Genomic DNA, 19,486 nt, shown 5'->3' on the forward strand with positions numbered 1-19,486 from the left:
TAGTTCATTACCGACAGAAAACGATAATTATGCAGCACCAAGGCGGAACAAACGCATCTTTTTTTTGGAAAGGATGTGTGGGAGGTCACTGTGCCAATTCGGGAAAATTGTAGGAGTCAGCTTGCCAAAACGGGAGTGCGACTTAGAAATCGCACCCAATAAGGTTCCGATAAGATCCCCCCCCTGCCGCGACCCGCATCAAGTCTTATCCGAAGCGTATTGGCTCTGATTGAGCGACTAAGCGCCAAAATCGAGATATAGTGGCAATTTTTTCAATCAGGCGCTTGCTTTTTCCAGTTAACTATTTTTGTAATCAGGTTAATATACGGTATATTGATGTAATTAGCGTATTTTTAGTTGTTCATCGCTACCAGCCATTTAACAATTAGGAGAATCAACAACCGTGAGTGCTCATGATTCAGAGCCAGCATCTACCCTCGGTTCTCACCTAGATTTGGAAGCGGATGTCCTTGTCATAGGAGGTGGACCCGCAGGCACTTGGGCAGCTTGGAGTGCGGCAACTCAAGGGGCGAAGGTCATTCTGGCAGATAAAGGCTACTGCGGAACCAGCGGAGCTACAGCAGCTGCTGGTACAACGGTTTGGTATATCTCAAAAGAAGCGAACCGCGAGGCAGAGTTGTCCAAGCGAGAAACGTTGGGCGGGTTTTTGTGCGATCGCCACTGGATGAACCGTGTTTTGGATCAGGCAAGGATTAACCTAAATCGCTTAGTTGAGTGGGGCTATCCCTTTTCAGTGGATGATAATGGACATCCCTATCTGCGTTCACTGCATCAAGGTGCAGAGTATATGCGGTTGATGAGGAAACAGGTGAAAAAGGCAGGGGTGAAAATCCTCGACCACAGCCCGGCACTGGAACTGCTCGTGGATATAGACGGTGGTGTGGCGGGAGCGAAAGGGATCAGTCGGCAAACGGGCGATCGCTGGACAATTCGAGCCGGAGCCGTCATTCTCGCTACTGGGGGTTGTGCCTTCCTCAGCAAAACCTTGGGCTGCAATGTCCTCACAGGAGATGGCTATCTCATGGCAGCTGAAGCCGGTGCCGAACTATCGGGGATGGAGTTTTCCAATGCCTACGCCTTGACTCCCGCCTTTGCCTCTGTTACGAAAGGCGCGTATTACCGCTATGCCACCTTTACCTATGAAGATGGTACCGTGATTGAGGGCGATCGCCGAGTTATTGCCCGCACATTGCTCACCCAACCCGTTTACGCCTGCATCGACAAAGCCTCTGAAGAAGAAAGAAGTTGGATGCAGACGATTCAACATAACTTCTTCCTACCCTTCGAGCGAGTTGGGATCGACCCCTTCACGCAACGATTCCCCGTCACGCTACGTTTAGAGGGAACTGTGCGCGGCACGGGTGGATTGCGGATTGTTGATGAAACCTGCGCCACGTCTGTTCCCGGTCTTTATGCGGTTGGAGATGCCGCCACGCGGGAACTCATTTGCGGTGGCGGATCAGGGGGTGGCAGTCCAAATGCAGCATGGGCGAGTGCTTCTGGTTGCTGGGCAGGTGAGGCGGCTGCCTCTTATGCTCGTCAACTGGGGGATAGGGTGAATCAACGATCAGTGCAGAGAATTGGTGGCGCAGCTCTTCATCCTGATACCAGCCGCACCTTTGACCCCACAGAAGTGATTCGAGCAGTGCAGGCAGAAGTGATTCCTTACGATCGCAACCTGTTCCGCACAGAACAAAACTTGTCAGAATCTCTTGACAAACTGCACGAACTGTGGGTGGAAATTCGCAACACATCGGTTCTGTCAGACAAACAGGCAATCCAAGCAAGGGAAGCCGCAGCAATGGTTGCAACAGCACGGTGGATGTACGCCACTGCCCTGGAACGCAAAGAATCTCGCGGCATGCACAAACACGAAGACTATCCCCAACTGGATGCGAAACAACAACACCGTTTGCTCAGCGGTGGGCTGGATCGCGTTTGGGTTAAGCCTGAACAAGATATTTCAGTCAAGGAGTTAGTAAAACAATGATTGAACTGGTCAGTGAATCTCGTTGTATCAAGTGCAATATCTGTGTGACTGCTTGCCCAACCAACGTGTTTGACAAAGTGCCCAATGCTCCCCCTAAAATCGCCCGCCAAAGCGATTGCCAAACCTGTTACCTTTGCGAACTGTATTGTCCGGTCGATGCCTTGTTCGTTGCCCCCCAAGCAGACGAATCCGTTGCAGTCAATGAGGACATGTTAGTACAGTCGGGATTGCTTGGAACCTACCGCCAAAGGTTGGGATGGGGACGAGGACGCACCAGCGCTGCCCAAGCAGAACAGTCTGCGAAATTCTTTAAATATTCTCCGTAGCGATAGACTATCGGAACCTCACCAACCACTAACTTTGAAATTTTTTTGTATAGGAAGGTGAACAATGACAATTCAAGATACAGTATCCACTTGGGAACAACTCTTAGAGATTGCTCAAAAAAATACCCCTGCTCGACGCGTGCGTAGACCTGGGCAGTCCCCTTCTACCGCTCCTATCCCCAGCAGTCTCCATAAACTGCCGCCAGATACAGAACCGCCAGTGCTGCTCTACCGTGATACCAACTCTTGGTGTCCTTTCTGCGAACGGGTCTGGTTTGCTCTGGAAGAAAAGGAAATTCCATTTGCAACCGAGTTTATCGATTTGAGTAACAAGCCGAAATGGTATACCGACTTAGTTCCCACAACCCTTGTCCCAGCAGCAAAAATTGAGGGAAAGTTAGTCTATGAGTCCAAAGACATTCTCTTAGCATTGGAAGAACGATTTGGATCAACCTTGTTGCCTGAAGATCCAGAGGAAAACACCGTTGCCAGGCAGTGGCTTGAGGATGCGGAAACGAATGGTTTTAGAGATATCGCCTACAAATTCCTGAGACAAGCCTCTGAAGATCCTAATGAATTAGCAAATTTGCAAGCTGGTTTTGAAGCGAAATTAGACGAACTTGAGCAAACTTTAGGAAAATACCCAGGTCCCTACTTTTTGTCAACGTTTAGCTTGGTAGACATTACCTATAGCCCCCATCTTGACCGATTGGCGGCTAACTTACCCGTGTACCGGGGGTATCACATCAAGGGAAATCCACGGTTTCCTCGCATCAACGCTTGGTTTGAAGCACTCAAGCAGCGTCCCGCTTATCAGAGGGTCAAATCGGATGACATCACCAACAATTTACTGCTGCGTCGCAGATGGGGCGTGACACCAATCGGCAATCTGTTGCCTCTAGATACAGCAGCTAGCCAGGAAATCCAATTTCGGGCAGAAGCTGCTGAAAGACTGAGTGATAACCGAGAAGTCGCTATAGGGGACATCCTGAAAAACTCTGGGGTGCAAGCATTGGCGGTAAATGGCGACACAACAGCCGTTAAAGAAGCGGTTGATTTTCACCTCAGACTGCTGGCTGATTATCTGATCAATGGGAATGGTACACCCTTACCGTGGGGGCGCGTGGGCGGTAAGGACAATGCTGATCCAGTTGTCGCTGCTGTTGGAGCGATCGCACTCGCCTATGTAAGGAATCGCATCTGTGCGCCCCGTGATATGAGCGCAGGTGCCGCCACGGCATTCCGGGCAGCTGCTGATAAAGTGTTGGCATCGCTCTATTAACGAGCAGAAATCAGAACACAGAACTCAGAATATAGCGCAACTCAAGTAAATCTTGACTAGATCGATAAATATATCGGAGAATATTTGCAGATCATTTAGTTAGATTTACTAACAGTTCGTTTTACATCTAATGGAGTGTATCCAGCATGGATAGGTGTAAGCAACCAGTAAGCGCGAAAAGATTGACCCTGCTGAACGCGTGAGTGAGGCGGCTGTTCTAACCATTTCTTGTTGACACCCGACTCGTCTCAAACAGGAGAAACAAAAGAAAATGAGTACGAAAAAACAACTTAGACTAGGTGCATTCTTGCCAGGCTCTGGACATCACGTAGCGGCTTGGCGGCACCCGGACGCCCAGGCTGACGGAGGTCTGAACTTCCAGCATTATCAGCGGCTGGCGCAGACGGCGGAACGGGGCAAATTTGATATGCTCTTTCTTGCAGACGGCGTGGCTGTGCGGGAGCGGGGACAAGGGAAGGAGGCTTTGAGCCGAACGACAGTCGTCCACTTTGAACCCCTAACTTTGTTGTCAGCCTTGTCGGTGGTGACGGAGCACATTGGGTTGACGGCGACGGTATCGACCACTTACAACGAACCTTATCACCTCGCCCGCAAGTTTGCGTCGCTTGATCATCTCAGCGGTGGTCGTGCGGGATGGAATCTCGTAACCTCCGCTACGGAAGTTGAAGCGAAAAACTTCAGCCGAGAAAAGCACATGGAGCATACGCTGCGCTATGAGCGTGCCAAAGAGTTTGTGGATGTTGTCACAGCGCTTTGGGATAGTTGGGAAGACGATGCCTTCTTACGCGACAAAGGGTCCGGGGTTTACTTCGACCCAGACAAGTTGCACATTCCCAACCACAAGGGCGAGCACTTTTCCGTACGCGGACCGCTGAATGTGGCTCGTCCACCACAAGGGTATCCGGTGATTATCCAAGCCGGCTCTTCCGAGGACGGTAAGAATCTTGCGGCGCAAACGGCGGAGGTAATTTTCACCGCTCAGCAGACACTGGCAGAAGCCCAAGCCTTCTATGCGGACGTCAAGGGGAGGCTGGCGAAGTATGGACGCTCTCCCGACAGTCTCAAGATCATGCCAGGGGTGTTCCCGGTGATTGGCAAGACTGAGCAGGAAGCTAAAGACAAATTCGATCAGATTCAGGAGTTAATCGATCCGGTCGTCGGCTTGAGTTTGCTCGGGGGGATGATAGGAGGATTCGATTTGTCCGGCTACCCGTTGGATGGTCCGCTTCCAGACCTACCAGAGACCAATGGCGGCAAAAGCCGTCAGAAACTGCTGACTGATCTTGCGCGGAGAGAGAATTTAACGATCCGGCAACTGTATTTGTGGATTGCCGGCGCACGTGGGCATCGGCAGATATTGGGAACACCCCAACAGATTGCCGATCAGCTTGAAGACTGGTTCGTCAACGGTGGGGCTGATGGGTTCAACATCATGCCACCTTATTTGCCTGGTGGTTTAGATGATTTTGTGGATCTGGTGGTTCCTGAACTGCAACGTCGGGGACTGTTCCGCACCGAGTACGAAGGTCGAACCCTGCGGGAGAATCTCGGACTGCCGCGTCCGGCAAATCAGTTCAGCAGCGTTGCGGCATCTGCTCATCTGGCGACCGTCGGTGCTGGAGCATAATTTCACCTGTATGGGTTCACACTTATAAAGAAAAAAGCACGAGTACGCCCTCCAGAGATACAAACACAGGAGATACAAACACATGAGTTCTAAAAATTTTGAAATCCAACCAGTTGCAGGACGCATTGGTGCCGAAATCGTTGGTGTTGACTTGAGTGCTGACCTCAGCGACGACATCATCAGCGAGATCCGCAGCACCCTAGTCCAATACAAGGTGATCTTCTTCCGTCGCCAGCAGCTCGACGCCAACGGGCAGGTCGCTTTCGCTCGCCGCTTCGGTGAGGTCACTACAGCGCACCCCACAGTACCCTCGCTCCCGGAACACCCAGAAATCCTTGACCTAAATTACACCCGAACCGTCGCCCGCGCGAACAACTGGCACACCGATGTTACGTTCGTGGATCGCCCGCCCCTAGGCTCAATCTTACGGGCGATCGCCATCCCCCCGTCAGGAGGCGACACTATCTGGGCAAACTCCGTCACTGCATACCAAGACTTACCAGCGCATCTGCGGAATCTCGCAGACCAACTCTGGGCTGTGCACAGCAACGCTTATGACTATGCAGCTGCTATAGTCGATGTTCCTGAAGAGGTGCGGGCTTACCGGGCTGTCTTCACCTCCACCGTATACGAAACCATTCATCCAGTCGTACGGGTGCATCCGGAGTCTGGGGAGCGGGGTCTCTTCATTGGCGGTTTCGTTCGCCGAATCCGTGGTCTATCACAGACAGAATCGGACGACATTGTCAGACTGTTGCAGTCGTACGTGACACGTCCCGAGAACACAGTCCGCTGGCGTTGGCAAGTTGGTGACGTGGCGTTCTGGGACAACCGCGCTACTCAGCACTATGCGATCGCCGATTACGGTGACCAGCCCCGCCACGTTCAGCGAGTGACAATCGTTGGTGACATCCCAGTTGGCATCGACGGCAAACAGAGTGAGGTGGTCAAGGGAGACTCTTCTACGTACAACCGACGCGTGCCGGTTACTGCTTAATCTTGAGATGGCTAAGGAATATAGCACATGAGTGATACACGCAGCAGTGTTATTGAAACAATCGCCGATACTCTTATCGAGCGTGCCGTGGCTTTACCTTCTCGCGTTCTGCGGGTGGCAGTGACCGGCATTACCGCCAGTGGAAAATCTACTTTGGCTCAAGAGGTAGAGCAGACCTTAGCGAAACGCGGGCGAAGCTGTATTAACATTGCTGTGGATGATTTCCATAACCCGCGTTCCCTGCGCCATCGTCGAGGGCGTGAGTCCGCCGAAGGGTACTATTTCGATGCCTACAACTATCCCCTGCTCATAAAGCTTGTACTTGCTCCACTAGGATCTGGGGGTAACCTAGTTTACCAAGCACGCGGGTTCGACTTGGAAACAGATGCTTTGCTGGAAGACGAGCCTAAGAAGGCTAATCCTGGAGACATCTTCCTCTTTGCTGCCAGCTTTTTGCTGCGACCAGAACTGGTCTCCTACTTTGACTATCGTATCTATGTGGATACAGATTTTGAGGTAGCTGAGCAGCGTGGGGTAAACAGAGACGCCGCGCAGCTTGGATCCAGGGAGAACGCGCTCCATTTGTATCGTCAGCGCTATCATGCTGCACAACGGATTTACTTTGCACAATCGAACCCTGTGCAGCATGCTGATGCCTTAGTCAAGAATAACAACTTGGAAGAACCTATTCTGTTCTTTAGAGCATATCACTAGTACAAGGAGTCAGAAGTCAGGAGCCAGAATTCAGTAGATAGCAATGCTTCTCAGCTAGGGCGCAGAGTTTAAAAAGGGTGTGGGGCATGGGGTGTGGGGTGTGGGGTATCCCCATCAATGAACCCTTGGGGATTTAATAATGAATAAAATTTTTGTTTTCTCCATCAATAAATTGAGGGGCTTCAAACCAATTGGGTCCAGGGTCGGGTGTTCATTCATATTGTCTTCTCTTCACCCCTTACACCCTACCCCCTACACCCCTAGTTTTGGTCAACTAAGATAGTGTCGGGAGCAATCGATCCACATGCAAAGCACAGTTAGCTGTTCAACAATATGCTTTCCTACACTATCCTTTTTGATCTAGACGGGACGTTGACAGATCCTAAGCCTGGCATCACTGGCTGCATTCAGTATGCCCTATTTAAACTTGGTCACAAACCACCGGATGCTGATGACTTGCATTGGTGTATTGGTCCTCCACTCAAAGATAGTTTTTCGCTGCTACTGAAGACATCAGATGCCACGGTGCTTGAACAGGCACTTTCACTGTATCGTAGTCGCTTTTCCTCGATTGGATTATTTGAAAACTCCCTTTATCCCCAGATTCCAGAAACTTTACAAGCTATTCGCTTTGCTGGTTATAAAACCTTTGTTGCAACTTCAAAACCACATATTTATGCTAGACGCATTATTGAACATTTTGCGTTATCGTCGCTTTTCGATGGTGTTTACGGTAGTGAACTTAACGGAACCCGAAGCGTGAAAGCCGACTTAATTCACCACATTTTACTGACAGAAAATCTTTCACCGCCTACTGTGGTCATGGTAGGCGATCGCGCACACGATATTATTGGAGCTAAGCACCATCAGATTGCTTCGATTGGCGTGACGTATGGCTATGGAACTGAGCAGGAGTTAAAGGCTCACGGTGCTGACTTGATTGCCCATTCTCCAGATGATATTCCAAGATTGCTTGAGATCAAGTTGAGCTAAGGACTAAGTTTATTAGATAAGCTTTTAGACGATAAGAAAGTGACAATCATTTTTGAAATTGGTGTTAAATGAGAGTTGAGAGCGAAAAGTGAAACATACAGCGATGACACAAGAGACTAGCGAAATCACTGGTTTCCATGCTCATGTCTACTTCGATACCGCAACTCGTGATGCAGCTGCGCTTGTACGCGAAGAATTGGGCGCTAAGTTCGAGGTGCGGCTTGGGCGCTGGCATGATCAGCCCATCGGTCCACACCCAAAATCAATGTATCAAGTTGCTTTCTTACCGAATCAGTTTGACAAAGTCGTCCCCTGGTTAATGCTCAATCATCAGGGGTTGGATATCTTAATCCATCCTGAGACGGGCGATGATGTGAAAGACCACACAGACCATGCCTTATGGCTAGGAGAAAAGCTAGAGCTTAATATCGAGTTCCTTCGGCGCGTTAGAACAAGGTGAACTACCCCAACTTGGCTATGCCTGGCGGCACGCTGCGCGAACGCCTGAAGTTGGGGCTTCCAGCTTCACAGGCGAGTGCCTGAGATTGGACTTGCGTCCTCCCCTTGGTCTTACCTCCCCTCCACTGGCAGAGACGACTGTCCCATCCGTCTTTAGCATCCTGATGCCCTCCGCTCTAATGTTTGTTGCAGCGTTACCGTCCCTGTCGTGATCAATACCGCAGTGAGGGCAAGTCCATTGCCTGACATCTAGTGGCATTTCATCAACATGGTCGTAACAATTAGAGCACAGCTTTGAACTGGGGAACCATCTGTCAATCTCAACCAACTTTCCGCCTTTGCGTTCTAATTTGTAAGCAAGAAAGTTATTAAATACGAATGAAATGGCGATTGGGCTTTACCCCACCGCCCTTCGGGCGATCGCCATAATCAGCGTTTTGAAAAGTTGCCAAATTCTTTAACTCTACTCAAAAGAGTGCTACATAAGCCTTACCAATTGGATACTGACTGATGACTTTATCTGTCAGGTCACAGATTTGCTGTCTGTAAACTCGTATGCGAGTTCCGTGCAGGGGAGACATGAGGAGCTTGCGCCGATTTCTGTGGCGATCGCCATCAAGCAGGAGTATCTATTTTCTAGAAGTTCCGGGAGCATCGGCATCATGGTCGGGTACAATGATTTCCACGTCACGCAAGACACTTAAGGTATATCCACACAAGCCAACAACTAACAAGCATAGTGAAGAAATAACATACAGCAGTGCCATTCCCGCACCTTTTCCAGTGCCGAATATCTTACCCAATAAGGGTGCGAAATTAGCTATAGGCATCATAGCTGGTTCAAAGATATAATCTGCCAGTGGTCCTGCTATTAAATATGCTACTGCTGAAGTCACCGATAAAATGACAGAGCGCGTGGCAAAAACACGCCCTTGTACTTCAGGTTTTACTTTGCTTAACCAAATAGCGTCGTTAGAACTCCCAAGTATTGGAAAATTGAAAGAAGAGCAAAATTGAGCAGGAATCCAAATTAATGGTGTATGACCCAGACCAAATACCGTTTTGCTCAAACCCGCGCCTACCATACCTAACAGCAGCCCATTAATTCGGCGCTTGAAACCACCCCAACTGCTGATAAGCAACGCCCCAACGACCCCACCTATCCCCGCTGCTGAGGCTAAACTGCCTAAGACTCTAGCATCATTACCAGTGCGTGCCAGAATCATTGGCGAATAAACGGAATCACCGATGTCATGGGCGAACCAGAATAATGACGTTAACACGAGCATCGCAAGTAGACTCGGGCGTGCAACAATGTAGCTCAAGCCAAAGCCCAAATCCTGCCTCAGGTTTCTGTAATTTTGGATACCAGCTTCTGTTATGGTTGGTCGCGGGATACTGACTCGCAGCACTGTGGTAACCGCAATTGCAAAAGTCGTGATATCAATCATCAAAATACCAACCAGCCCGATGGAGGCGTAAAAGGCACCTGCCAATACTGGTGCGATGATACGAGAACCATAATTTGCCAGAAAGCCCATGCTACTAGCACGACTGTAGTGCTGCTTTGGCAGCATCATAGATATTGATGCCGAGAAAGCCAGTTGTTGAAATTGCTCAAAAGTTCCCTTGATAAATGCAACCACGTATAAATGCCATAGTTGCAAATGATGAGTCAAGCAAAGCAGTAAGACAATAATGGTCAACAGACCGCTTACTGTATCGCCAAGCATCATCAGTAATTTACGATCGCTGCGGTCTACAACGACTCCAGCTATGGGCGCAATCAAGACTTGTGGTATCTGTATAAAGAAACCAAACAAAGCTAATGATGTAGCTTGACCAGTGAGTTCCCACGCCCAAAGACTGAAAGCAAAGGCGGTCATGCTACTACCAATAATAGAAACAGTTTGACCAAGCCAGACGATAATGAAAGTTCTCATGTTAGAATAAGCGCCCTAGCTTGTTTCAGAATGCTCAACAATTCTCACTGTCTGCTGTCTACCACTTTTGTCTTGGCGGCGATAGCGATACATCCTCAAACCAGTGATAAACAGAGTTAGGGGTGAAAGCCCAACGAAAACGTAGAGTATGCGTGTGGGAAAGCCGCCGAAAGTACCATAGTGCAGCTGGTCAAAATAGTTAAAGATGCGATCGCCTACTGGTGCTTCCAAGGCATTATCTACCCGCAAGACTTGCCCGGTGTACTGGTCTAAATAAACAGCACTGTTGCCGTAGCTGTTAACTTCTTGCGGAAATTTCTTATATATGCTATAAATACCTTCTGGTTTACTTGGAAACACAAAAAAGGTTGTCACCGCACCAGGTAAAGCCGCATCAGCTTTTTGTAATATTTCAACCAAAGAAAGCGGTGATTGACCAGGCAAAGCCTGAGAAACAGGTTCGCTCTTGCTTGGGGTGCCGGTTACGGCATAGATAGCGGGTTTGGTGAAATCCTCGAAATTCCAACAAAAGCCTGTGAAGGCAATTAGAGATAGAAATATAACGGAAACGATACCTACAACTTTATGAATGTCAAAGTTAACCCGTTTGCGATGGGCGTTGAGTTTAATTCTAAAGCCACTGATTAGCCTTCTCCAACCGGGCCAGAGAATCAAACCCGTAATGCTGAGGACAAACAGCAACAAACCCGCAATGCCAACAATGATTTCTCCTGTTCTGCCTGCTAGTAAACTGTAGTGCAGATCAATGGCGATGAAACGCAGGGAAGTTGTCTGTTGGCGATCGCCCAAGATTCTACCATTATAGGGATTGACAAAAACCTCAATTGTTTTGCCGTCCGTTGGCGTCAACCGCACAATATAGGTACTTTTTTCTGGTTGCGTGACGATAGAATGGGGCTTGAAGTCCGGGCGAGTTGCATAAGCGGCTTGGACAAGATTGAGGGCAGACTCAACTGGTAGGCGCTGCCCTTGAGCAATGACGTGTCCAAATTGGTGACCCACCAGAAATTCATCGATTTCATCCTCAAACACTATAAGGCTGCCCGTCAAGCCAACCCAAACAAGAAGCAGTCCGACTGCTAAACCAATATAGCGGTGCAGCTTGAATGCCAGGTTACGGAGTTTTAGAGACGGCATATGCTTGTCAACGATAGGGCTGGTATAAGGTCAGAACTGCACCGAGATTGTACCCAGAATAGTAAGCGGCGCACCAGGATAAATTGAAAAGTTTTGAGAATCGTAGTACTTGATATCAAAGAGGTTCTTGAAGTTGAGCGCCGCCCGCCAATTGTTTTGTTGATAGAAAACCGTGGCATCAGTTCTGACATAGGAAGGAATCTTGATGCTGTTCGGAAGTGTGGCTTCGCGCTCACCTACGAAAAATATTCCCGCACCAAAGCCCAGTCCCTTTAGACTACCACTTTGAAGTTGGTAAGTTGTCCATAAGCTGGCAGTATGCGTGGGTGCGTTCTGCAACTGGTTACCTCTAGATGCAGGATTGTTGTCCTTGCTGACAAAAGCTTCGTTGAAACCGTAGGAAGCAATGATGTTCCAGCCCGGTGCAAGTTGCCCCGCAATATCTAATTCAATGCCACGACTTTTCACCTCTCCAGCTGCGACATAGAAATCACGGTTGTTGGGATCTGTGGTAGCTACGTTTGATTTTGTGATTTCATAGGCTGCTACAGTTGCTGAAAGTCTGTTATCCAAAAGCTCAGTTTTGATTCCCACTTCATACTGGGTACCGCGCTCAGGCTCTAACGGCTCCCTGTTAACTGTCAAAGCAGTAAAGTTGGGCTTGAAAGAGCGAGTGTAGCTAAAGTACAGCGAGACAGGTTCTATCGGTTGATAAACCAATCCAATGCGAGGTGAAAAGGCTTCATAGTAACGACTATCCTTTTCAGGCGGACTGTTGTTGGGAAAATCGGCAATAAATTCACTGTCGTAATCAACAATATCAAATCTTCCACCAGCCAGTAATTTAAGATTGGGCAGCAATGACACCAAATCTTGAAAATAAATCCCCACGTTATCGGTGGTTGTGTCGGTATAATCATCAGAGTCGAAGCTGCTTGGAATCAGAGCGTCATAAACTGGATTGAAAATATCAATATTAGGGAAATCGGAGGCGATGCGAAACCTGTAGTCGTATTTGTTTCTGTTCAACTCCACACCTAAGAGAAGTTGATGTGCTATTGAACCAGTATTGAATTTGCCGATGAAATCTGTTTGCAGAATGTAATCCTGCGTGTAATCGTCAACCCTTCTAAAGCTTCGTGTCAAGGTGCGATCGTCCAACAAAGAGTTTGGCTCTGCATTCCGACGGCGTGAATCAGTGGATTGAAGTGCAAATGCATTGCGCAATGACCAATTTTTGCTAAAACGATGTTCCAATATATAGCTAAGTCTAGCTGTGTTAATTTCTTGGCTGTCGCCTGGGTCTCCCAGAAAGCGACTTCTGGGAAGCCTGAAGAAGGGAGACTCAGGTAAAAAGCCTCTATCAAACGTCTTCTCAAAATCTAAGTATTCACCTTGCAGCGTTAAGTTGGTATTCTCGCCAAGTCTATAGCTTAGTACGGGTGCAACAAACAAAAGCTCATTATCTACAAAATCTCGAAAACTACCTGCATTTTCATAGGCAAGATTCAAGCGATATAGCGCCGACCTATCTGGATTTAATGGACCAGAAATATCCAATGTGGGACGATAGAAATCGTAGCTGCCAATTGTCAACTGACCTCCATAGGAAGGCTCACTCAATGGCTGCTTAGTAACGTAATTAACAATACCACCAGGTTCAAGCTGACCATAGAGTACTGAAGCAGGACCTTTGAGGATTTCGACTCGTTCTATATTTGCTGATTCAGTAAATGTGATGAAATTGTCTTGTCTGAAACCATCTTTGAGGGTAAAGTTTGGTGAAAATCCACGTATCCTGTAGTTGTCAACAGAGCCACCATAACCAATGGTTCGCGTTACTCCACTGACATTGCGCGCGGCTTCTCCAATCCGAACGATTTGCTGGTCTTGTAGTACCTTTTGGGGAACAACCTGAATTGACTGCGGAATATCGCGCAGAGGGGTGTCGGTTCTGGTCGCAGTTGTTGCATCAGGAACGCTATATCCGTCTTGCTCACCCGTCACCAGCAGTTCGATTGCTTCATCACTCTGGGCGGATGGTTTACCCGGCTGTGTCTGGGTGGCTGGCTGATCTGCTGCTTCTGGCTTTTGTTGCGTTTGGGGTTGTTGCGCCTGCGGCGTCGAGGATGCAACTGAGGTAACACCAAAAATCAAGCCTTCCTCCGGACTGTCAAACAACTCAACTTTTGGTACTCCCGCCTCACCAGTCACCGTCACCCGGATAGTATTGGCATCCTGATTTGTTACCGTTATTTCAGTAATACCCGCAATTGGCTTAGTGGAGCGGAATATGAATGCATCGCCCGAAGGTGAACGCAGTTGAGCGTTAGGTATGTCAACAATAAAGCTATTGCCCGAACTACGATTTGTGACTTGCAACTGTTGCCCTTTAGAAGTCTGTAAAATCACCTCCACACCCTGATTGGTGGGATTCGCTTTGACTGTTGTAACTTGCACAACTTCTGTGGCTGGTGGTGTTGTTGGTGCTGGCGACTGCACTAGCTTTTGGGCACTGGTGATGGGACGCTCTATCTCACTGAGTCGCCGAATCTCTTTGGTTGGTGCAAATGGTCCCTCTATTTTCCGGGGTAATCCTTGATGAAAACTCACTCCTTTATCAGTTAGGGCGTGTTCAGCCTTTTTGTCTAAAACTTGTACCTCGTGTGTTCTAGCAGGAGTTGTGATTAAGACAATGGCTGAGCCTGTAAGCAACAGGCTTGGAAGTAATTGCTTTCGTTTCATGTATTTTTCTCACACCCAATAGCGCCACTCAACTTGCAGTTGAGCCTGCCTGAATTTATTAGTATTTATTGGCATTAGTTTGGTCATAATAAACTATTTTGATGCTAATTTTACGTTACACACTATACGTAATTTATTGAATACCTTTATCAAGACCGCAGAAATTGCTTCCAGCATTGAGAATATACCCCTTTAAGTCAAGTGTTGATGGCGACAACTCTAAAATGAATGCGTACTAACAGGTAAAACCCGTCTCCTGAAAATTCTTTCGGGGGCGCTTAAGAGTAGTTGCATGAGGTACATAGTGCCATTACAGGAGGTGAAAACACAATACATCTTACAGCTTTATCGTTTAACATCTATCATTAGATAGATATTAATTATCAACTAGTGTCAGTTAATTCTGGTGGAAAATGCTGACAAAGATTTGTTAAGACAAAGGGTTGCTAAACACTAGTTTTTGCACTAAGATGCCAAAAAGTAGTTGAAAAGAATTTGCAATACCGTGGCGTCAAATTTGCGCTCCTGCCCTTTGTTCATCCAAAAGCTTTGAGTTAACAGGGTAGGGGTTGGTTGAATGTGTCACGCCGCATTCAACGGTTTTTGGTGTGCATCGCCTGAGGGGTAACAATGACGACTGAACCTTCCAACGGGTTAAAAGAAATTTCCGGTAACTATTTGACTGTTGTTGATGTTCTGCGCTCTAGAAGCTTTACACAGCCAGATAGTTATGCTTTTACGTTTCTGCAAGATGGCGAAACAGAAGAAGCAACGCTGACTTACCAAGAGTTGGATCGGCGCAGTCGAGCGATCGCGCAAGCGCTGACTTGTCAGTTCGCATCTCAACTCCAACCATTACGTTTAAGCCGTGAACGTGCTTTATTGCTCTATCCACCGGGGCTAGATTACTTGGCTGCTTTTTTCGGTTGTCTGTATGCCGGAGTTGTTGCAGTTCCTGCTTACCCACCACGCAATAAACGCAACACCCCCAGGATACAGGCGATTGTGTCAGATGCACAGGTAAGCGTCGCTCTTACGACAACAGCAATTCTGCCCACAGTACAATCCTTACTGACAGACAAAGCAGACCAGGCTTCTTTACATTGGCTGACTACCGACAACCTTGCACAGGGAATAGAACAGTCTTGGCAAGAACCCTTGATTAATACAGATACTTTAGCCTTTCTCCAATACACATCGGGTTCTACAGGCACACCTAAAGGGGTCATGCTAAGTCATGGCAACCTGCTGCACAATGCCGCCGTGACTTACCAATTCATGGAACATTCACCCAGCAGTAAGTTTGTCTCATGGCTACCCGCCTATCATGACATGGGACTCATCGGTGGTATACTACAACCCTTGTATGGCGGGTTTCCTTGCATCTTAATGCCGCCAGCGTCGTTTCTCCAACGTCCGTACCGCTGGTTACAGGCTATTTCTCACTATAAAGGCACCACCAGTGGCGGTCCCAACTTTGCCTATGAATTATGCGTTGAGAAAATTACCCCTGAACAAAAAGAAACCCTAGATTTAAGTAGTTGGAGTGTAGCCTTTAACGGTGCTGAACCTATCCGCAGCGATACCTTAGAAAGATTTGCAGCAGCTTTTGCATCCTGTGGTTTTCGCAAAGAAGCATTTTACCCCTGTTACGGCATGGCAGAGGCAACTTTGATGATTTCCGGCAGTCAAAAATCAACAGCACCCGTTATTAAAAAAGTTCAGAAAGCAGCATTGGAAAGTAACCAAGTTGTCGAAGCCGTTGAAGATGAGGATGTATACACGTTGATTAGTTGCGGTCAAGTTATACCTCAACAACAAATTCTCATTGCCAACCCCAAAACATTAACCCAATGCCAAGCTGATGAAGTGGGGGAAATTTGGGTATCTGGTCCGAGTGTCGGACAAGGCTATTGGAATCGCACTGACGAGACAAAGGAGACATTTTGTGCATACCTAAAAGACACGGGACAAGGTCCTTTCTTACGGACAGGTGACTTGGGATTTTTGGATAATGGCGAGATCTTCATTACTGGTCGAGCCAAAGATGTTATTATCATTCGGGGTCGTAACCTTTATCCTCAAGATATTGAACTAACGGCAGAACGCAGTCATCCATCATTACGTACAGGTAGTGTTGCAGCGTTTGAGGTAGAAGTTGACAATGAAGAAAGGCTAGTCGTAGTCCAAGAGTTGGAGTTTCGCGCCAAACCGAATGTTGAGGAAGTCACCGCAGCAATTCGTCAAACAGTAACCTCTGAACATGAGGTGCAAGTTTATGCAGTTGTCTTGATTAAACCAGGTACTATTCCCAAAACCTCCAGTGGTAAAATTCAACGCCGCGCTTGTAAAGCAGGGTTTCTTGCAGGCACTTTGGAAGTCATAAGCAAAAGTATTTTAGACACTTCAGGTTTTGCCGAAAAAGAAACAAGTTCCGCAGGGGAGCAAAGCATAGCACTTCCACAAAGTGAGACAGAACTGAAATCTTACCTTCAAGAATTGGTTGCTCAAGTCTTAAAAATAACCCCATTTCAAGTCCAACCAGAACAACCTCTAACAGGTTTGGGGATCGATTCCTTAACGGCTTCCGACCTCAAAAATCAGATTGAGGTAGATTTTGGGGTGGCTGTCTCTGTGACCGACCTTTTACAAGATGCTAGCGTTGCCGACTTAACAAAGCAAATACTGGCTCAATTCAAAGATGCAACACCTCACAAAGGAGAACTCAAACCAATTCCTCGCGATGGGCATTTACCTGTATGTCTTGCCCAAGAGCGAGTGTGGTTCCTTGACCAGTTAGAACCAGGCAACCCCTTTTATAACGTTGCGATCGCTGTACATTTGATTGGGAAACTGAACGCGACAACTTTAGAACATAGTCTTAACGAAATTGTGCGGCGTCACGAAGCCTTGCGGACAAGCTTTTCGGTCGTGGAAGGGCGACCAGTTCAGGTCATAGTTTCCAGCTTGAAGTTAACGTTGTCAGTTGTGGAATTACCGGGAGCAAGTCTAGAATCGGCTTTGTCTGTCACCACTGAGTTTGCCCAACAGCCTTTCGACTTATCACAAGCACCGCTTGTGCGAACAAAACTGCTGCGTTTGACACAACAGGAGCATATATTGCTCCTCACCATGCACCACATTATCTCAGATGGTTGGTCTATTGGCATTCTGCTTCAAGAGTTGGCAGAAATTTATCAAACTTTCTCTCATGGCTTGCCTTTGCCACTTCCTGAACTTCCTATTCAGTACGCAGATTTTGCATACTGGCAGAGACAATGGCTGCAAGGAGAAGTTCTTCAAACTCAACTTAATTACTGGAAGCAGCAGTTAAGCGGCAATTTACCTGTTCTGCAACTTCCCACTGACCGTCCACGACCAGCCGTACAAACTTTTACTGGTAAAAAGCAATTTTTCGCTTTCCCCAAGACTCTATGCGAGGCTGTCAACGACTTGAACCAACAAGAGGGTGTCACTCAGTTTATGACACTGATAGCAGTATTCAAAATCTTGCTATACTGTTACACAAACCAAGAAGATATTTTAGTAGGTTTTCCGGTTTCAGGTCGTAGTAAAGCAGAAACTCAAAAGTTGATAGGGTTTTTTATCAATACCATAGTTTTGCGTACAGACTTATCAGGTAATCCGAGTTTTCGCGAGTTATTAGGGCGGGTACGTGAAGTAGCGCTACGAGCATATGCTCATCAAGACTTACCGTTTGAGAAGTTAGTAGAAGAATTACAGCCGGAGCGAAATTTAAGCCATAACCCACTATTCCAGGTCATGTTTATCCTGCAAAATGCTCCGATCGCAGCGATAGAACTTCCAGAATTGACTTTGCAACCTTTGGAAGTTGACAGTGGAACATCTAAATTTGATTTGAAATTTAGTATTTGGGAGAGTTTAGAAGGTTTCAAAGGCTCATTGGAGTACAAAACTGACTTGTTTGATGCCACAACTATGACTCGCATGATAAGTCATTTTGAAAGACTTCTACATCATGTCGTTGAGCAGCCTAATATAAGGCTAAATGAACTAGCTAAAATACTTGCCTCAGATGACAGAGAAAAACAGTTGATACAAGCAGAAGAACTTGAATACACGTCATTACAAAAGCTAAAGGTGACTAAGCGGAAAACAATTCATAAAGCCTAAAAATCGTTGCTTTAACAAACTACACCACACGTAGAAAAAGGCGCTAACGTCAAGGGATTGACTCTGCTTTTAGAAAGTATTTGTGATGTAAAAAGACAAATCAAGGAGTATTTTTGATGAAATTAGTAGATTTCAAAAAATCCTGGAAACAACTCCAGTTGCAAGTAGCGGCATTCTTTGACCCTTATGATTTGAGTAAAGCAGCTGCTCTCTATACCAATGAAAAATGGCTTAGACTTCGGTTTGCTCATCGCTACCAAAGCCATTTTGCTCCGTTAAAGTGGAAAAAATTAAAGATTCTTGCAATTGGTGTAGGGGGTTATGAAGACCATACCTACGGAGGTGAGGCTTTAAAAACTTGGAAAACCTATTTTCCAAATAGTATGGTTTACGGTATTGACATTATAGATAAAAGGTACTTAGAACAAGACCGCATTAAAATATTTCATGGCGACCAAAATGATGAAAATTTCATCAAAAAAGTTTTAGCAGAAACGGGCGAACTGGATATTATAATTGAGGATGGCAGTTCTGCCAATGAACATCACATTAAAGCGTTCCACACTTTTTTCCCAGCACTGAAAGATGGCGGTATTTATGCAGCGGAAAATATTCACCACTCTTATTGGCCCAGCCTTGGGAAAAATTGGTCGAACTTTGCTAAAGATAGTGTTTTGCTACAAAATTGGGTCAACATTGGCGGAAGTCTTGATTTAAACGACCCAAAAACTGTCATGAATATGTTCAAAAGATTGGTTGATGGACTGAATTATCAGGAGTTTTTGCATCCTGGATACGTACCGTCTTATTTTGATAAAAATATTGTGTCCATACACTTTTACCATAATTTGGTTCTTATGTATAAAGGAACAAATAACGAACCTAGCAATTTTATTGAAAACAACACATTGCGACCCTTCGTATTGGAAACGCTAGGTGTCAAGTCATTGGAAGAACTAGGTTTAGAGTTTCCCACAATTGATAAGACAACCGATGAATATACCGCACTGAAAGTGAAATAGAACTTACCTACTCTCTTTTTTTTCTCTAAGTTC

The 19,486-nt window shown here is 46.8% G+C and carries 13 protein-coding genes and 1 pseudogene; 10 read left to right on the forward strand and 4 right to left on the reverse strand.

Going from position 1 to position 19,486, the window contains the following annotated elements:
* Positions 1 to 403: 403 nt before the first annotated feature.
* The 8 genes from AACT52_RS31375 (at position 404) to AACT52_RS31410 (ending at position 8,431) form a co-directional block, all read left to right on the forward strand.
* Positions 404 to 2,011, forward strand: a complete 1,608-nt coding sequence (locus tag AACT52_RS31375; protein WP_073634556.1) for an FAD-dependent oxidoreductase — start codon at positions 404 to 406, stop codon at positions 2,009 to 2,011.
* Positions 2,008 to 2,337 carry a 4Fe-4S dicluster domain-containing protein gene (locus tag AACT52_RS31380; protein ID WP_073634557.1) on the forward strand — a complete coding sequence of 110 codons (330 nt, stop codon included), beginning with the start codon at positions 2,008 to 2,010 and terminating at the stop codon, positions 2,335 to 2,337. The genes AACT52_RS31375 and AACT52_RS31380 overlap by 4 nt, the downstream gene beginning before the upstream one ends.
* A gap of 64 nt (positions 2,338 to 2,401) precedes the next feature.
* Entirely contained in the window at positions 2,402 to 3,619 is a 1,218-nt protein-coding gene (locus tag AACT52_RS31385; RefSeq protein ID WP_073634558.1) for a glutathione S-transferase family protein, read from the forward strand.
* 271 nt (positions 3,620 to 3,890) lie between these two features.
* Positions 3,891 to 5,267, forward strand: a complete 1,377-nt coding sequence (locus AACT52_RS31390) for an LLM class flavin-dependent oxidoreductase (protein ID WP_073634559.1) — start codon at positions 3,891 to 3,893, stop codon at positions 5,265 to 5,267.
* An 82-nt stretch (positions 5,268 to 5,349) separates the two neighbouring features.
* Positions 5,350 to 6,264 (forward strand): TauD/TfdA dioxygenase family protein, encoded by a 915-nt coding sequence (locus tag AACT52_RS31395; protein WP_073634560.1) that lies wholly within the window; start codon positions 5,350 to 5,352, stop codon positions 6,262 to 6,264.
* A gap of 27 nt (positions 6,265 to 6,291) precedes the next feature.
* Positions 6,292 to 6,978 carry an adenylyl-sulfate kinase gene (locus AACT52_RS31400; protein WP_073634561.1) on the forward strand — a complete coding sequence of 229 codons (687 nt, stop codon included), beginning with the start codon at positions 6,292 to 6,294 and terminating at the stop codon, positions 6,976 to 6,978.
* Between the two features lie 333 nt (positions 6,979 to 7,311).
* On the forward strand, positions 7,312 to 7,971 hold the full coding sequence (locus AACT52_RS31405) for an HAD family hydrolase (RefSeq protein WP_073634562.1): 660 nt from the start codon (positions 7,312 to 7,314) through the stop codon (positions 7,969 to 7,971).
* A gap of 103 nt (positions 7,972 to 8,074) precedes the next feature.
* Entirely contained in the window at positions 8,075 to 8,431 is a 357-nt protein-coding gene (locus tag AACT52_RS31410) for a DOPA 4,5-dioxygenase family protein (RefSeq protein ID WP_073634563.1), read from the forward strand.
* Positions 8,432 to 8,446: 15 nt separating this feature from the next.
* On the opposite strand, the pseudogene AACT52_RS31415 reads toward AACT52_RS31410, so the two are convergent.
* The 4 genes and pseudogenes from AACT52_RS31415 to AACT52_RS31430 form a co-directional block, all read right to left on the reverse strand.
* Positions 8,447 to 8,803, reverse strand: a pseudogene (locus AACT52_RS31415) (zinc ribbon domain-containing protein); the annotation flags it as partial.
* Positions 8,804 to 9,059: 256 nt separating this feature from the next.
* Entirely contained in the window at positions 9,060 to 10,373 is a 1,314-nt protein-coding gene (locus AACT52_RS31420; RefSeq protein ID WP_073634565.1) for an MFS transporter, read from the reverse strand.
* 15 nt (positions 10,374 to 10,388) lie between these two features.
* Positions 10,389 to 11,531: a PepSY-associated TM helix domain-containing protein gene (locus AACT52_RS31425; protein WP_073634566.1), complete on the reverse strand. Its 1,143-nt coding sequence runs from the start codon at positions 11,529 to 11,531 to the stop codon at positions 10,389 to 10,391.
* Between the two features lie 30 nt (positions 11,532 to 11,561).
* A complete protein-coding gene (locus tag AACT52_RS31430) occupies positions 11,562 to 14,276 on the reverse strand; it encodes a TonB-dependent siderophore receptor (protein WP_073634567.1) in 2,715 nt (904 codons plus the stop codon).
* A 630-nt stretch (positions 14,277 to 14,906) separates the two neighbouring features.
* Between AACT52_RS31430 and AACT52_RS31435 the strand changes: the two genes are divergently transcribed.
* Together AACT52_RS31435 and AACT52_RS31440 are read left to right on the forward strand one after the other, a co-directional pair.
* Entirely contained in the window at positions 14,907 to 18,431 is a 3,525-nt protein-coding gene (locus tag AACT52_RS31435; protein ID WP_073634568.1) for a condensation domain-containing protein, read from the forward strand.
* A 116-nt stretch (positions 18,432 to 18,547) separates the two neighbouring features.
* A complete protein-coding gene (locus AACT52_RS31440; RefSeq protein WP_073634569.1) occupies positions 18,548 to 19,453 on the forward strand; it encodes a hypothetical protein in 906 nt (301 codons plus the stop codon).
* Positions 19,454 to 19,486 lie beyond the last annotated feature (33 nt).

The sequence above is a fragment of the Scytonema sp. HK-05 genome (assembly GCF_963872035.1).
Classification (GTDB): domain Bacteria; phylum Cyanobacteriota; class Cyanobacteriia; order Cyanobacteriales; family Nostocaceae; genus Kalymmatonema.

Excerpts from the sequence above, each read along its gene's own strand:
- AACT52_RS31380 (WP_073634557.1), top strand. The coding sequence starts at position 2,008 with ATGATTGAACTGGTCAGTGAATCTCGTTGTATCAAGTGCAATATCTGT.
- AACT52_RS31385 (WP_073634558.1), top strand. The coding sequence starts at position 2,402 with ATGACAATTCAAGATACAGTATCCACTTGGGAACAACTCTTAGAGATT.
- AACT52_RS31390 (WP_073634559.1), top strand. The coding sequence starts at position 3,891 with ATGAGTACGAAAAAACAACTTAGACTAGGTGCATTCTTGCCAGGCTCT.
- AACT52_RS31395 (WP_073634560.1), top strand. The coding sequence starts at position 5,350 with ATGAGTTCTAAAAATTTTGAAATCCAACCAGTTGCAGGACGCATTGGT.
- AACT52_RS31400 (WP_073634561.1), top strand. The coding sequence starts at position 6,292 with ATGAGTGATACACGCAGCAGTGTTATTGAAACAATCGCCGATACTCTT.
- AACT52_RS31405 (WP_073634562.1), top strand. The coding sequence starts at position 7,312 with ATGCTTTCCTACACTATCCTTTTTGATCTAGACGGGACGTTGACAGAT.
- AACT52_RS31410 (WP_073634563.1), top strand. The coding sequence starts at position 8,075 with ATGACACAAGAGACTAGCGAAATCACTGGTTTCCATGCTCATGTCTAC.
- AACT52_RS31420 (WP_073634565.1), bottom strand. The coding sequence starts at position 10,373 with ATGAGAACTTTCATTATCGTCTGGCTTGGTCAAACTGTTTCTATTATT.
- AACT52_RS31425 (WP_073634566.1), bottom strand. The coding sequence starts at position 11,531 with ATGCCGTCTCTAAAACTCCGTAACCTGGCATTCAAGCTGCACCGCTAT.
- AACT52_RS31430 (WP_073634567.1), bottom strand. The coding sequence starts at position 14,276 with ATGAAACGAAAGCAATTACTTCCAAGCCTGTTGCTTACAGGCTCAGCC.
- AACT52_RS31435 (WP_073634568.1), top strand. The coding sequence starts at position 14,907 with ATGACGACTGAACCTTCCAACGGGTTAAAAGAAATTTCCGGTAACTAT.
- AACT52_RS31440 (WP_073634569.1), top strand. The coding sequence starts at position 18,548 with ATGAAATTAGTAGATTTCAAAAAATCCTGGAAACAACTCCAGTTGCAA.